The sequence below is a fragment of the Streptomyces sp. NPDC048191 genome (assembly GCF_040652655.1).
Taxonomy (GTDB): domain Bacteria; phylum Actinomycetota; class Actinomycetes; order Streptomycetales; family Streptomycetaceae; genus Streptomyces.
The window spans coordinates 106920-124098 of the sequence record NZ_JBEZMO010000025.1 but is presented as its reverse complement, the minus strand read 5'-3'; the positions used below and the strand labels follow the sequence as shown (position 1 = coordinate 124098).

Below are 17179 nucleotides of genomic sequence, written 5' to 3'. Positions count from 1 at the left end.
GGGCCCACTCCCCCCCCGTGCCCGGCCCGCCCCCGCCCCCCCCCCCCGCCGGGCTCCCGGCCACCTCGCTGGCCTGGGGCCTGTGGGAGGAGCGCAGCGGCATCACCGGCCGCCTGGCCGGGGCCGACCTGGCCCGCATCGCCCGCGCCGGGCTGCGGCCGCTGTCCACCGCCGAGGCGCTGGACCTGTTCGACCTGGCCCGCGCCGTCGACGAACCGGTACTGGTGCCGATGCGGCTGGACCGGGCCGCCGTCCGGGCCGGTGGGCCGGTACCGGCGCCGCTGCGCGGCCTCGTACGGGAAGCGCCCGCCGCGGCCCCCGGCGCGAGCGCCGCGCCCGCCGCCGCACTGGCCGCGCTGTCCGGACCGGACCGGGAGAAGGCCCTGCTGGCGTTGGTCCGCGCCGAGGCGGCCAGGGTGCTGGCCTACGACTCGCCGGTAGCCGTGGGCGAACACCGCACCTTCGCCGAACTCGGCGTCGACTCGCTGGCCGCGGTGGAGCTGCGCGACCGGCTGTCCGGGACCACCGGCGTCCCGCTGCCCGCCGCGGTGGTGTTCGAGTACGCCACCCCGGTGGCCCTGGCCGCACACCTGCACGCGTCCATGCCCGCCGCGGACGGCGCGCGGGACGTCTCGCCGCTCGCCGGGCTCGACCAGCTCGAAGCGGCACTGTCCGGCGCCGGACCCGGTGCCGTGGACCAGGCGAAGCTGCGCATGCGCCTCACCGCGCTGCTGGCCAAGTACGGCGGCGACGAGCAGACCGGCTCCGCTGCGCAGCACGACCTGTCGTCGGCCTCCGACGACGAACTGTTCGGCCTCGTCGACGACCTCGGCGCCGGCTAGGGGGAGGAAGGATTCCGCGTGGCAGACCTGGCAGACCCGGGAAACGAGGACAAGCTCCGGGAGTACCTCCGGCGCGCACTGACCGAGGCGCAGAGCGCGCAACGGAGACTGGCGGAGATCGAACAGGCCCGTCGCGAGCCCATCGCGATCGTGGGCATGGCCTGCCGCTACCCCGGCGGCGTCGACACTCCCGAGCAGCTGTGGGAGATGCTGGCCGCGGGCCGGGACGGGATCTCCGCCTTCCCCGCCGACCGCGGCTGGGACCTGGCCGGACTGCCGGTCGGACTCGGCGGGTTCGTCGCCGGCGCCGGTGCCTTCGATCCCGGTTTCTTCGGCATCTCCCCGCGGGAGGCGCTGGCCATGGACCCGCAGCAGCGGCTGCTGCTGGAGACGTCCTGGGAGGCGTTCGAACGCGCCGGGATCGACCCGCTCACCGTGCGCGGCAGCCGTACCGGGGTGTTCGCCGGAGTGATGTACCACGACTACGCGACACTGATGGACCGCGTGCCCGAGGAGTTGGAAGGCTTCATCGGCAACGGGAACGCCGCCAGCATCGCCACCGGCCGGGTCGCCTACACCTTCGGTCTCGAAGGACCCGCCGTCACCGTGGACACCGCCTGCTCCTCCTCGCTGGTCACCCTCCACCTCGCGGTGCAGTCACTGCGCTCCGGGGAGACGTCGCTGGCGCTGGCCGGCGGTGTGACCATCATGTCCACCCCGGGCACCTACGTGGAGTTCGACCGGCTCGGCGGGCTGGCCGCCGACGGCCGGTGCAAGGCGTTCTCCGCGGCCGCCGACGGCACCGGCTGGTCCGAGGGCGTCGGGATGCTGTTGCTGGAACGGTTGTCCGACGCGCAGCGCAACGACCACCCGGTGCTCGCCGTCATCCGCGGCTCCGCGGTCAACCAGGACGGTGCCTCCAACGGCCTGACCGCGCCCAACGGCCAGGCCCAGCGCCGGGTCATCGTCGAGGCACTCACCGACGCGGCACTGTCCCCAGCGGACATCGACGCCGTGGAGGCGCACGGCACGGGCACCTCGCTGGGTGACCCCGTGGAGGCACAGGCGCTGCTGGCCACGTACGGCGCCGACCGCGAGCGGCCGTTGTGGCTGGGGTCGGTCAAGTCCAACATCGGGCACACGCAGGCCGCCGCCGGAGTCGCGGGTGTGATCAAGGTCGTCCAGGCGATGCGCCACGGGGTGCTGCCCCGCACGCTGCACGTCGACACCCCGACCCCGCACGTCGACTGGGCCGGTGGCCCGTTGCGTCTGCTCGCCGAGTCGCGGTCCTGGGCGGACACCGAGGTCCGGCGTGCTGGGGTGTCGGCGTTCGGGGTGAGCGGTACGAACGCGCATGTGATCGTCGAGCAGGCCCCGGCCGTCGAGCCGGCGGCTGTCGTCGACTCGGTGTCACCGGTTCCGGTTCCGGTGCCGGTGCTCGTGTCCGGTCGTGGCGCTGACGGGCTGCGAGGGCAGGCGGCGCGTTTGCGTGAGTATGTGCTGGCTGAGCCTGGGGTCACGGTGGCCGAGGTGGCGCGGGCGGCCGCGTTGTCCCGTGCTGCTTTGGAGTGCCGGGGTGCGGTGGTGGCTGCCGACCGGGACGAACTGCTGGCAGGGCTTGCCGGGTTGGCGGAGGGGGCGTCGTCGTCCGGTGCGGTCAGTGGGCGGGCTGATCGGGGTGGTGGAACCGGTTTCCTGTTTGCCGGGCAGGGGTCGCAGTGGGCCGGTATGGGGCGTGGGCTGGCCGAGCGGTATCCGGTGTTCGCGGAGTCGTTCGACGACATCTGTGCGCGGATGGAGTCGGTGCTGGGCCGTCCGGTGAGGGAGGTGATTTTCGGCGGCTCTGAGCTCGGGCAGACGTTGTTTGCGCAGTGTGGTCTGTTCGCGGTCGAGGTGTCGTTGTTCCGGTTGTTGGAGTCGTTCGGTGTGGTGCCGGATTTCGTGGTTGGTCATTCGGTGGGTGAGGTGGCGGCTGCGCATGTGGCGGGGGTGTTGTCGCTGGGTGATGCGGTGACGTTGGTGTGTGCGCGGGCCGGGTTGATGCAGCAGTTGCCGTCGGGTGGGGCGATGCTGGCGGTGAATGCGAGCGAGGCGGAGGTCTCGGAGGTCCTCGTCGCTGGTGTGGGGATCGGGGCGGTGAACGGTTTCCGGTCGGTTGTCGTCTCCGGTGTGGAGTCGGCGGTGGAAGGGGTTGCGGAGCGGGCGGGGGTGCGGGGCTGGCGGTGCAGGCGGCTTCGGGTGAGTCATGCGTTTCATTCGGCGTTGATGGAACCGGTTGTGGACCGTTTCCGGGAGGCCATTGTCGGCTTGGCGTTCAGTGCGCCGTGTATTCCGTTCGTGTCGACGGTGGAGGTCGGTGCGGTACCGGTGGATGCCGGTTACTGGGTGCGTAATCTCCGGGACACGGTTCGTTTCGCGGATGCGGTCGCCCATCTGTATGCGCAGGGTGTGACGAGGTTCGTGGAGGTGGGGCCGGACGCCGCGCTGTCGGCGACAGGGCCGGACTGTCTGCCGGGGGATGCCACCGCCGCGTTCGTGCCACTGTTACGCCGCGACCAGGACGACGTCCGCGCACTGGCATCGGGGCTGGCCCGTTTCCACGCGCACGGCGGCACCGTCGACTGGAGCCGGTACCTGCCGGCCGCCGAGCGGGTAGACCTGCCCACCTACGCCTTCCAACGCCGCCGCTACTGGCTCGAATCGGCCTCCGACGGCAACCTCGTCGCCTCGGGGCTGCTCCCGGCCGGCACCCCGTTGCTCGGTGCGGCCACCGCGCTGGCCGGGTCCGACGCCTACCTCCTCACCGGGCGGCTGTCGGTGCCGTCCCAGCCGTGGCTGGCCGATCACCGTGTCTCCGGCGCGATCGTGCTGCCCGGCGCGGCATACGTGGAACTGGCCGTGCAGGCCGCCGACCGGGTCGGTTGCGACCGGGTCGAGGAACTCGTCGTGCGGGCGCCGCTCGTGCTCACCGAGACCGGAGCGGTCCGGCTGCAGCTGACCGTCCGTGAGCCCGAGGACTCCGGCCGTCGCGCCGTGGAGATCTACGCCCTGGCCGAGGACGCGTCCGAGGGTGAGCCGTGGACGCTGCACGCAACCGGCATCCTCGCCGCCAACCCGTATGGGCCCGCCGACCCGTATGGCCCCGTCGGCCCGGACGAGCCCGTCGCCGGGGGAGAGGCCTGGCCGCCGCCCGGCGCCACCCCGCTGCCCGTGGACACCGCCTACCCCGATCTCGCCGCTCGCGGCCTGGAGTACGGGCCGGCGTTCCAGGGCCTGCGCGCGGCCTGGCGGTGCGGTGCGGACGTCCTCGCTGAGGTGGCCCTGCCCGACGAACAGGTGGGCCGGGCAGGCGAGTTCGGGCTGCACCCCGCGCTGCTGGACGCCGCCCTGCACGCACTCGCGCTCACCGACGACACGGGCACGGCACGGCTGCCGTTCTCCTGGGCCGGTGTCCGGCTGCACGCCGCCGGAGCGTCCGCCGTGCGGGTCCGGCTCACCCCCACCGGCGACGGCACCGTCGCACTGGACCTGTTCGACGCCGTCGGCGCTCCGGTCGCCTCCGTCGGCTCGCTCACGCTGCGTGCCGCCGCCGCGCAGGCCACCGGCCGCGTGCCCCGCGACGCGCTGTTCCGGCTGGACTGGGACACCACCCCGGCCCCCGCCGTACCGGCCGCCGGCACCTGGGCGGCCGCCGACAGCCTGCCCGCGGTCCTGGCCACCGACCTGCGCGCCGCCGGGATCGACCTCACGGGCGGAGACGGCACCGCCGACGTCACCGTGCTGGCCGTCCCGGCGGGACAGCCCGTCCAACTGGTCACGTCCGCCGTGCTGCGTCAGGTGCAGGACTGGCTGGCCGCCACCGCCGGGCCCGCCCGGTTGCTGGTGGTCACCACCGGGGCGGTCGCCACCGAACCCGCCGACCGCCCGGCGGATCCGGGCGGCGCCGCTGTGTGGGGGCTGCTGCGTGCCGCGCAGGCCGAACAACCCGACCGGATCGTGCTGGCCGACCTCGACGACACCGCCGAGTCCCGCCGTGCGCTGCCCGCCGCACCCGCCGCTGGACAACCCCAACTGTCCCTGCGCGCCGGTGCGTTGCTCACCCCCCGGCTGGTCCAGCCCGAGCTGGTGCCGCCCGCGGACCCGTACTGGCGGCTGGCCGTCACCCGTCCGGGCACCCTGGACAACCTCGCGCTGCTGCCCGCCCCGGCCGCGGCCGCCCCGCTGGAACCGGGCCAGGTACGCATCGCGGTGCGCGCCGCCGGGCTGAACTTCCGGGACGTGCTCATCGCCCTCGGTATGTACCCCGGTGAGGCGGCCCTCGGCGGCGAGGGCGCCGGCGTGGTCACCGAGGTGGCCGCCGACGTCACCGACCTCGCCCCGGGCACCGCGGTGATGGGCCTGTTCGGCGACGCGTTCGCGCCGGTCGCCGTCGCCGAGCGGGCCGCCGTGGCACCGATCCCGGACGGCTGGTCCTTCGAGCAGGCCGCCGCCGTGCCGGTCGCGCACCTCACCGCCCACCTCGGCCTGGTCGAGCTCGCCGGGCTGCGGGCCGGGGAGTCGGTGCTGATCCACTCCGCGGCCGGCGGCGTCGGCATGGCCGCCGTACAGCTGGCCCGGCACCTCGGCGCCGAGGTCTACGGCACCGCCGGCCCGGGCAAGTGGCAGGTGCTGCGCGACCTCGGCCTGGACGACGCGCACATCGCCTCCTCCCGCGACACCGGTTTCGCCACGAAGTTCGGGCCGGTCGACGTCGTACTCAACTCGCTGTCCGGCGAGTTCGTCGACGCCTCGGCGGGACTGCTGCGCCCCGGCGGCAGGTTCCTGGAGATGGGCAAGACCGACCTGCGCGACCCGGCCGACTTCCCGGACATCGGTTACCTGCCGTACGACCTGATGCAGTTGCCGCCACACGAGATGCAGCGGCTGCTGGCCGCGGTGCTGGAGCTGTTCGCCGCGGGCGCGCTGACCGCGCCACCGCCGTCGGTGTGGCCGGTCGCCCGTGCCGTGGACGCGTTCCGGTACGTCGGCCAGGCCAGGCACACCGGCAAGCTCGTGCTCACCCTGCCCCGCCGGCTCGACCCGGAGGGCACCGCGCTCATCACCGGCGGCACCGGCACGCTCGGCGGGTTGGTCGCCCGGCACCTGGTGCGCGAGCACGGCGTACGACACCTGGTGCTCACCGGCCGCCGCGGACCCGACACACCGGGTGCCGCCGAACTGGTCGCCGACCTCGCGGAACTCGGCGCCACCGCCGAGGCGGTGGCCTGCGACGCCGCCGACCGTGACGCACTGGCCGCGCTGCTGGCCGGCATACCCGCCGACCGTCCGCTCACCGCGGTGGTGCACGCGGCCGGGCTCGCCGACGACGGGTTGTTCACCGCGCTGACCCCGGAGCGACTGGCCGCGGTGCTGCGGCCCAAGGTGGACGCCGCGCTGCACCTGGACGAGCTGACCCGTGGTCACGACCCCGCCGCGTTCGTGCTGTTCTCCTCGGCCACCGGCACCCTCGGTGGCCCCGGACAGGCCAACTACGCCGCGGCCAACGCCTGTCTGGACGCGCTGGCCGGCCGGCGGCGCGCCGCCGGGCCGGCCGCCCAGTCGCTGGCCTGGGGTCTGTGGGCCCCGCCCAGCGGCATCACCGGCGACCTGTCCGCGTCGGACCTGGCCAGGATGGCCCGCGCCGGAGTGCAGGCGCTGTCCGCCGAGGAGGCGCTGACGCTGTTCGACACCGCGCTGGCCCTGGGTGAACCGGTGCTGCTGCCGGCCAAGGTCCGCCCGCGCACCGCCGACCCGGCGCTGCTGCCACCGCTCCTGCGCGGCCTGGTCCGTGGCCGGCGTCGTACGGCCGCGGCGGCCGGGCCCGGTACGGCCACCGGCCCGATCCGGCTCGGCGAAGCGGAACTGCTGACGCTGGTGCGCACCGAGACCGCCGCCGTCCTCGGCCACGCCGACGCCGACGCCGTCGACCCGCAGGCGGAGTTCCGCGCCCTGGGAGTGGACTCGTTGTCCGCCGTGGAACTGCGCAACCGGCTCACCGCCGCCACCGGCACCGCCCTCCCCGCCACCCTGGTCTTCGACTACCCGACCCCCGCCGCGCTCGCCCGGTACCTGCGCCCGGACCCGCCCGAGGACACCGCCCCGGCCGACACCGGCGCCGGTGTCGGCACCGACGAGCCCATCGCGATCGTCGGCATGGCCTGCAGGTTCCCGCCGGAGATCCGCTCCCCGGAACAGTTGTGGCGGTTCCTGCTCGACGGCGGTGACGGCATCACCGAGTTCCCGGCCGACCGCGGCTGGGACCTGGACGCCCTGTTCGACCCCGACCCCGACCGGCCGGGGACGTCGTACACCCGGCACGGCGGATTCCTGCGCGACGCCGCCGACTTCGACGCCGGGTTCTTCGGCATCAACCCGCGCGAGGCGCTGGCCACCGATCCGCAGCAGCGGCTACTGCTGGAGACCTCCTGGGAGACCTTCGAACACGCCGGGATCGACCCGGACTCGGTGCGCGGCAGCCGGACCGGGGTCTTCGTCGGCGTGATGCGCCAGGACTACGGCCCGATGCTGCACCACGCCGCCGAGGGCGTTGAGGGCTACCGGCTCACCGGCAGCGCGGCCAGCGTCGCCTCCGGCCGGCTCGCCTACACGTTCGGCCTGGAAGGCCCCACGCTGACCGTGGACACGGCCTGCTCGTCCTCACTGGTAGCGCTGCACCTCGCCGCCCAGGCGCTGCGCCGCGGCGAGTGCGACCTGGCGCTGGCCGGCGGTGCGACCGTGATGGCCACCCCCGGGCTGTTCGTGGAGTTCTCCCGGCAGCGCGGCCTGGCCGCCGACGGCCGGTGCAAGTCGTTCTCGGCCGCCGCCGACGGCACCTCGTGGTCGGAGGGCGCCGGGATGCTGCTGGTGGAGCGACTGTCCGACGCCCGCGCGGCAGGGCATCCGGTACTGGCCGTCGTACGGGGCTCCGCGGTCAACTCCGACGGCGCGTCCAACGGGCTCACCGCGCCCAACGGCCCCTCCCAGCAACGAGTGATCCGCAGCGCGCTGGCCGCGGCCGGACTGTCCACCCAGGACGTCGACGCCGTGGAGGCGCACGGCACCGGAACCACCCTGGGGGACCCCATCGAGGCCCAGGCCCTGCTGGCCACGTACGGCCGCGACCGGGACGGCGAACCGCTGTGGCTCGGCTCGGTCAAGTCCAACATCGGGCACACCCAGGCCGCCTCCGGTATCGCCGGGATCATCAAGACGGTCATGGCGCTCCGGGAAGGGCTGCTGCCCCTTACCCTGCACGCCGACGAACCCAGCCCGCACGTGGACTGGGCCTCCGGCGCGGTGTCCCTGCTGACCGAACCGCGCCCCTGGCCGGAGACCGGCCGGGCGCGGCGCGCCGCGGTGTCCTCCTTCGGTGTCAGCGGCACCAACGCGCACATCGTCATCGAGCAGGCCCCGGCCGAGGCGCCGCCCGCGCCGCCGGCCCGCGCGCCCCTGCCGCTGCCGGTGGTGCTCTCCGCACGCACGGAAGGGGCGCTGCGCGAGCAGGCGGCCCGGCTGCTGACCCATCTCGATGAGCACCCGGACATCGAGCCGGCCGCCCTCGCACACTCCCTGCTCACCACCCGCGCCACACACCCGTACCGGGCCGCGGTGCCCACCAACTTCCCAGTCCGCGGGGCCGACTTGACGGCCGCGCCGACCGATCCGCCTGCCGGACGGACCGACTTGACGGCTGCGTCGGCCGATCGGCGTTTCGGGCCGGCCGCTGTGACGATTGCGTCGGCCGACCCGCCTGCCGGACAGACCGCTGTGACGGCCGTGCCCGCCGATCCGCCTGCCGGACGGACCGACTCGACGGCTGCGTGGGCCGATCGGCGTTCCGGGTCGGCCGACTCGACGGCCGTGCCGGCCGATCCGCCTGCCGGACGGACCGACTCGACGGCCACGTCGGCCGACCCACCCGCCGGGCCGGTCGGTCTGCGGGGCGGGCTGGGCGCTCTCGCCGCGGGCGCGCCCGACGCCGGCGTGGTGACCGGCTTCGCCGCCGACGCCGGGAAACTGGCCTTCCTGTTCCCGGGCCAGGGCTCCCAGCGCCTCGGTGCCGGCCGGGCACTGGCCGCCGAGTTCCCCGCCTACGCCGCCGCGTTCGACGCGGTATGCGCGGAACTCGACCGCCACCTGCCCCGGCCGCTGCGTGCGGTGCTGTTCGCGGCCGAGGGCAGTCCCGAGGCCGAACTGCTCGACCGCACCGACTTCACCCAGGCCGCGCTGTTCGCCGTAGAGGTCGCGCTGGTCCGGCTCGCGGAGAGCTGGGGCCTGCGACCGGACCTGGTGGCCGGCCACTCGGTCGGTGAGATCGTCGCCGCGCACGTCGCCGGTGCGCTGACCCTGCCCGACGCCGCCACGCTGGTCACCGCACGCGGCAGGCTGATGGCGCGGGCCACCGCCGGCGGTGCGATGGTCGCCGTCCAGGCCACCGAGGCCGAACTGGCCCCGGCACTGGCCGAGTACGCCGGGCGGGTACGGCTGGCCGCCGTCAACGGCCCGAACTCGGTGGTGGTGTCCGGCGACGCCGACGCGGTCGCGGAGATCGGCGCACACTGGCGCGGACGGGGCCGCCGTACCCGGCAGTTGCGGGTCACCATGGCCCCGCACTCCCCGCACGTGGACGGCATCCTGGACGCCTACCGGGAGGTCGTCACCGGCATCCCCTTCACCGCACCGCGGTTGCCGGTCGTGTCCACGGTGACCGGGGCACCGCTGTCGGAGCGGGAGATCACCGACCCGGAGCACTGGGTGGCCAACGTCCGGGACGGCGTGCGGTTCCTGCCCGCCGTGCGCGCCCTCGCCGAGGCCGGGGCCACCGCGTTCGTCGAGATCGGCCCGGCCGCCGCGCTGACCGCGATGGCCCGTGACTGCCTGCCCGGCACCGAAGCCGCCGCCTCACCGACCGTCCTGCCGACCCTGCGCGACGGCCGGGACGAGGTCCCGGCCCTGCTGGACACGCTGACCCGGCTGCACGTGCACGGCATCTCGCCGGACTGGGCCGCGGTCACCGAAGGCCGCGCACCGGTACCGGTTCCGCTGCCCACCTACCCGTTCCAGCACCGGCGGTTCTGGATGACCGGCGAGACGGCCGCCGACGCCGGAGCGGCCGGCCTCGGCCTGGTCGGGCACCCGCTGCTCGGCGCGGCCGTCACGCTGGCCGACGGCGCCGGGGTGCTGTTCACCGGGCGGCTGTCCGCCACCAGCCAGCCCTGGCTGGCCGACCACGTGGTGGCCGGTCGGATCGTGCTGCCCGGCACCGCGTTCGTCGAGCTCGTCGCCCGCGCCGGGGACGAAGTGGGCTGCGGCCGGATCGCCGAACTGACCCTGCACGCACCGTTGGTGCAGACCGAACGGGGCAGCACCGCACTGCAACTGGTGCTCGGCGCGCCCGACCCGCAGGGCCGCCGCGCGGTGACCCTGTACTCCCGCGCCGACGCCGGCACCACCGACGAGCCGTGGACCCGGCACGCCACCGGCACCGTCGAACCTCCGGTCGACGCCGCGCCGCCGCCGCTGGGCGACTGGCCCCCGGCCGAGGCGGACGAGAGCGAACTGGACGACCTGTACGAGCTGTTGGCCGACCGCGGCCTGGCCTACGGACCGGTGTTCCGCGGGCTGCGCGCGGCCTGGCGGCGGGACACCCCCACCGGCACCGAGGTGTTCGCCGAGGTGGAACTGCCCGCCCCGGCCGAACCCGGCGGGTTCGGGGTGCACCCGGCGCTGCTGGACGCCGCGTTGCACGCGCTGGCCACCGACCCGGGGACGAGCACGGCCACCCTGCCGTTCGCCTGGACCGGGGTGACCGTACGGCAGCCCGCCGCCGAGACCCTGCGGGTGCGGCTCACCCCGGTCGACGGCGGCTTCGCGATCGCCGCGTACGACGGCTACGGCACCCCGGTACTCACCGTGGACGGCCTGGCCCTGCGCCCGGTCCCCGACGGACTGCGCGCGGCGCAGGCCGGCACGGACGCGCTGTACACGGTCGACTGGACGCCGGTACGTACCGGCACGGAGGGGCCCACGCCCGCTGCACCGCGTACCGGGGCGGAGGAATCCACCCCCGCCGAGCCGCGCACCGGCGCCGAGGGACCCGCCCCCGCAGAACTCGGCGCGGACCTCGACCTCGCCGCGGTGACCGACCCGGGGGAGTGGCTGCTGGCCGCCTTGCCCGCCGCCGAGGACGAACCGGCCGGGATCGCCAACGTCACCCACCGGGTGCTGGCCCTGCTGCGCGGGTTCCTCGCCGAGGAACGGTTCGCCGCCACCACCCTGGTGCTTCGTACCTCCGGCGCCACCGACGGCACCGTTCTGGCCGCCTCCGCCGTCTGGGGCCTGGCCCGCTCGGCCCAGTCGGAGAACCCGGACCGGATCGTGCTGCTGGACACCGACGGCAGCGTGCCCGACCCGGTCGCCCTGGCCACGGGTGAACCCCAACTGGCCGTCCGTGACGGCTCGGTGCTCGTGCCCCGGCTGGTCCGCGGCACCGCCGGTGAGCCCGCGGTCTGGCACCCCGGGGGCACCGTGCTGATCACCGGCGGCACCGGTGCGCTCGGCTCGGTGCTGTCCCGGCACCTGGCCGCCGAGCACGGCGTACGGAACCTGCTGCTCGCCGGCCGCCGGGGTCCCGACACACCGGGTGCCGCCGAACTGGTCGCCGACCTCGCGGAACTCGGCGCCACCGCCGAGGTGGTGGCCTGCGACGTGGCCGACCGGGACGCACTGGCCGTATTGCTGGCCGGCATCCCCGAGGAGTGCCCGCTGACCGCCGTCGTACACGCCGCCGGGGTGCTGGACGACGGGATGCTCGCCGCGCAGACCCCGGAGCGTGTCGACCGGGTGCTGCGGCCCAAGGCGGACGCCGCGCTGCACCTGGACGAGCTGACCCGTGGACAGGACCTCGCCGCGTTCGTGCTGTTCTCCTCGGCCGCCGGCATCCTGGGCAGCCCCGGGCAGAGCAACTACGCCGCCGCCAACGCGGTGCTGGACGGCCTGGCCGCCCGACGCCGCGCGGCGGGCCTGCCCGCCGTGTCGCTGGCCTGGGGCCTGTGGGCCGCGGGCATGGGGGACACCGCGGACGGCGCCGCCCGGCAGCGCGTCGAACGACTCGGCGTGCTGCCGCTGGAACCGGCCGAGGGCATGCGGCTGTTCGACGCCGCCGTCGCGGGCGGGACCGCACTGGCCGTCCCGGTCCGGCTCAACCTCGCCGCGCTGCGCGAACAGGCCCGCACCGTACCGCCCGCCCCGGTCCTGCGTGGCCTGGTCCGCGTCCCGGCGCGTCGCGCCACCGGCACCGGTGCGCTGCGGGCCGCGTTCGCCGGGCTCGACGAGGCCGCCCGCGGCAGGCTGGTGCGCGACACGGTGCGTACGGCGGTGGCCGCCACCCTCGGCCACGGCAACGCGGCCGACCTGGGCGACCGGCGCGCCTTCACCGACCTCGGCTTCGACTCGCTGACCTCGGTGGAACTGCGCAACCGGCTGGCGGCCGGCACCGGACTGGCGTTGCCCGCCACGCTGGCCTTCGACCACCCGAGCATCGCCGCCACCGCCGAGTACCTGCTGAGCAGGCTCACCGCGGCCGCCGCCCCGGCGCGCACCGCACCCCGCCGTACCGGCCCGGCCGACGAGCCGATCGCCATCGTCGGCATGGCCTGCCGCTACCCGGGCGGGGTGCGCTCCCCGGAGGACCTTTGGCGGCTGGTGGCCGGCGACGGCGACGGCATCTCGCCCTTCCCCACCGACCGGGGCTGGGACACCGAACGGCTCTACGACCCCGACCCCGACCGCGCCGGGCGCACCTACCTGACCAAGGGCGGCTTCCTGCACGACGCGGCCGAGTTCGACGCCGGCCTGTTCGGCATCTCCCCGCGCGAGGCGCTGGCCATGGACCCGCAGCAGCGGCTGCTGCTGGAGACCTCCTGGGAGGCACTGGAACGCACCGGCATCGACCCGCTGTCCCTGCGGGACACCGACACCGGCGTGTTCGTCGGCGTGATGTACCACGACTACGCCACCCGGCTGCCCAGCACCCCGCAGGACGTGGAGGGCTACCTCGGCGCGGGCACCGCGGGCAGCGTCGCCTCCGGCCGGGTCGCCTACACCTTCGGCCTGCAGGGCCCGGCGGTCACCGTGGACACCGCCTGTTCCTCCTCCCTGGTCACCCTGCACCTGGCGGCACAGGCGCTGCGCGCGGGGGAGTGCTCGCTGGCGCTGGCCGGCGGCGCCACCGTGATGTCCACCCCCGGCACCTTCGTCGAGTTCTCCCGGCAGCGCGGCCTGGCCGCCGACGGCCGGGTGAAGGCGTTCGCCGCGGACGCGGACGGCACCGTCTGGTCCGAGGGCGTCGGCCTGCTGGTGGTGGAGCGGCTGTCCGACGCGCGCCGCAACGGCCACCGGATCCTCGGCGTGCTGCGCGGCTCGGCGGTGAACCAGGACGGCGCCTCCAACGGGCTCACCGCGCCCAACGGCCCCTCGCAGGAACGGGTGATCCGCAGCGCGCTGGCCGCCGCCCACCTGTCCCCGTCGGACGTGGACCTGGTGGAGGCGCACGGCACCGGCACCGCTCTGGGCGACCCGATCGAGGCGCAGGCGCTGCTGGAGACCTACGGCGCCGACCGCGACCGGCCGTTGTGGCTCGGATCGGTCAAGTCGAACATCGGGCACACCCAGGCGGCCGCCGGGGTCGCCGGGGTGATCAAGGTCGTACAGGCGATGCGGTACGGCCTGCTGCCGCGCACCCTGCACGTCGACGAACCGACCCCGCACGTGGACTGGTCGGCCGGGGAGGTACGGCTGCTGACCGAGGCACGGCCCTGGCCGGAGCGCGACCGGCCGCGCCGGGCCGCGGTGTCCTCGTTCGGCATCAGCGGCACCAACGCCCACGTCATCATCGAACAGGCCCCGCAGACCCCGGTCCCGCGACCGGCGCCCCGGCGGGTGGTGCCGGTGCCGCTGTCCGGCGACACCGAGGCCGCGCTGCGCGCCCAGGCGGGCCGGCTGCGCACCTGGCTGACCGCCGAGCCGGACGCCCGGCCGGTCGAGGTGGCCGCCGCCCTGGCCACCGGGCGTTCCGCGCTGACCCACCGCGCCGTGGTGGTCGCGGCCGACCGCGAGGACGTGCTCTCCGGGCTGGCCGCGCTGGCCGTCGGCGAGGAGGCGGCCGGTCTGGTGCGTGGGGTCGCCGACGTGGAGGGTCGCACGGTGTTCGTGTTTCCCGGTCAGGGTGCGCAGTGGGCGGGGATGGGGGTGGAGCTGCTGGAGTCCTCGCCGGTGTTCGCGGCGTGGATGGCGGAGTGTGCTTCGGTGTTGGGTGAGTTCGTGGACTGGTCGTTGTCGGGTGTGTTGCGGGGGGAGGGTGGTCAGCCGTCGTTGGACCGGGTGGATGTGGTGCAGCCGGTGTCCTTCGCGGTGATGGTGTCGTTGGCGGCGTTGTGGCGGTCGTTCGGGGTGGAGCCCGATGCGGTGGTGGGTCACTCGCAGGGGGAGATCGCGGCGGCCTGCGTGGCGGGAGCGCTCTCCCTGCGCGACGCCGCGAAGGTGGTCTGCGTACGCAGCAGGCTGATCGCCGAGGAACTGACCGGACACGGCGGGATGGCGTCCCTGGCGCTGCCCGCCGACGAGGTGACCGCCCTGCTGCCCGCCGGTGGCGAGGTGACCGTCGCCGCGGTCAACGGCTCCGCCTCCACCGTCGTCTCCGGCGACCCGGCGGCCCTCGACCGGCTGCTGGCCGACTGCGACGGGCGCGGGGTACGGGCCCGCCGGATCGCGGTGGACTACGCCTCGCACTCCCCGCAGGTGGAACGCATCGAGACACGGCTGGTCGAGGCCCTCGCCGGGGTGCGGGCGCGGGCGGCGAACGTGCCCGTGTTCTCCACGGTCACCGCCGACTGGGCCGGCCCAGCCGAACTGGACGCCGGGTACTGGTACCGCAACGTGCGCCGGACGGTTCGCTTCGAGGACGCGGTGCGCGCCCTGGCCGAGCAGGGCCACCGCGGGTTCGTCGAGGTCAGCCCGCACCCCGTGCTGACGCCCGGCATCGACGAGACGCTGGACGGGGTGAGCGTCGTGGGCTCGCTGCGCCGTGGCGAGGGCGGCCTCGACCGCTTCCTGCTGTCCGTCGCCGAGGCGCAGGTCGCCGGGCTGCCGGTGCGGCTGACCGCCGCCTTCGACGATGTGCGGCCCGCCCCGGTGGACCTGCCCACGTACGCGTTCCAGCGGCAGCGCTACTGGCTGTCCGCCCCGGAGCACACCGGCACCGATGCGGCGGACGGCGCCTTCTGGGCGGCCGTGGACCCGGGTGACCCCAAGGCGCTGGCCGACCTGCTCGGCGTCCCGGCCGAACCGCTCGCCGAGGTGCTGCCCGCACTGGCCGCCTGGCGGGCCGCGCAGGACGCGGCCACCGCCGCCGACGGCCGGCGCTACACGATCGGCTGGCGACCGGTCGAGGCGACCGAGGCGGTGCTCGGCGGCACCTGGCTGGTGGTCGGCCCGGACGGGCAGGCCCTGACCGAGGACTGCGCCGCAGCGCTCACCCGCGCCGGTGCCGAGGTCCGCGTGCTCGGCCCGGACGCCGTACCGGCGGAGGCGGGCACGGCGTCCGGGGTCGTCTCCCTGCTCGGCCTGGCCGAGGGCCCGCACCCCGAGCACCCCGCCGTACCCGCCGGACTGGCCGCCACCCTGGACCTGGTGCGCGCCCTGGCCGGCATCGGCACCCCGCTGTGGCTGGTCACCACCGGGGCGGTCGCCGCCACCCCGGCCGACCGGGTGCCGCACCCCGAACAGGCCATGCTGTGGGGCCTGGGCCGCACCCTCGCGCTGGAACACCCGAAACTCCTCGGCGGCATCGTCGACCTGCCCGAGGACCCGGGCCGCGCGCTCGACCGGCTGGCCGCACTGCTGGCCGGCACCGAGGACCAGGCCGCCGTACGCGACACCGGGGTACTCGTGCCGCGCCTCGCGCGCGCCCCGCTGAGCGGGCGCACCCCGGCCCGGCCGTGGCAGCCCACCGGCACCGTGCTGGTCACCGACGGCCTCGGCCCGATGGGCCTGCCGGTGGCCCGCTGGCTGGCCGGCAACGGCGCGCAGGCGCTGCTGCTGACCACCGACGACCCGACCGCCACCGCACCGGACGACCTCGGCGTCCCGGTCACCGTCAGCACCTGCGACCCGGCCGACGAGACCGCGCTCGCCGAACTCCTCGCCGCCGTCCCGGCGAGGACGCCGCTGACCGCGGTCGTACACACCGCGGGCACACTGCGCTCCGGTCCGCTGGCCGGCACCGACCTCGCCGAGGTCGCCGCCACCCTCGACACCAAGGTGCGCGGCGCGGCCAACCTGGACCGGCTCACCGGCGGGCTCGACGCGTTCGTGGTGTTCTCCTCCGTCGCGGCCACCTGGGGCGGCAGCGAACAGGGCGCGTTCGCTTCGGCCAACGCCTACCTCGACGCGCTCGCGCAGCAGCGGCACGCCCGCGGGCTGCCCGCCACCGCCATCGCCTGGGGCCCGTGGGAGGGCGCCGGGCTCGGCGCGGCGGACGCCGGCACCGAGGCCCGGCGCCGCGAACAGCTGCGCCGCCGCGGCGTGCTGGCCCTGCCCCCGCAGGAGGCGCTCGCGGCGCTGGCCGACGCGGTGCGGCACGCCGACACCACCGTGACCGTGGCCGACGTGGACTGGGCCGGCTTCGCGCCCGCGTTCACCGCCGCCCGGCCCAGTCCGCTGCTGGGCGAACTGCCCGAGGTACGCGACGGTCTCGCCACCGTCACCGGTCAACCGGCGGCGGCCGTACCGGAGTTGGCCGCCCGCCTCGGCTCGCTGCCCGAGGCCGACCAGCAGCGTGAACTCGTCGAGCTGGTGCGCCGGGAGGTCGCCGTCGTGCTGGGCCACGACGACCCGGACGCGCTGCCCACCGGGCGGCCGTTCACCGACCTCGGATTCGACTCGCTGTCCGCGGTCAACCTGCGCAACCGGCTCGGCGCGGCCACCGGTGTACGGCTCTCGGCCGGCGCGGTGTTCGACCATCCCACCCCCGCCGGACTCGCCGATCACCTGCGCAAGCAGCTGGTGGTATCGACGGCGGCCGCCGTCGGCTCGCTGGACGAGGAACTCGACCGGCTGGCCGGGGTCTTGGCGGAGGTGTCCGGCGAGGACGACCGGCGGCGGGCGCTCGCCCGGCTGCGGGGACTGGTCAGCCGGCTCGGCCCGCGCCCGGACGGTGACCGCGCGTCGGTCACCGAGCAGCTCGGGGCCGCCAGCGACGAAGAGATCTTCCGGTTCATCGACTCGGAGTTGAGCTGATC

2 protein-coding genes are annotated in these 17179 nt (G+C 75.5%); both read left to right on the top strand.

Annotation, left to right across the window (positions count from 1 at the left end):
• A partial coding sequence (locus AB0D93_RS31400) for a beta-ketoacyl reductase (protein ID WP_362126596.1) occupies positions 1–842 on the top strand: 842 nt, incomplete at its 5' end.
• 18 nt (positions 843–860) lie between these two features.
• Positions 861–17177, top strand: a complete 16317-nt coding sequence (locus AB0D93_RS31395; protein WP_362126593.1) for a type I polyketide synthase — start codon at positions 861–863, stop codon at positions 17175–17177.
• Positions 17178–17179: the final 2 nt, after the last annotated feature.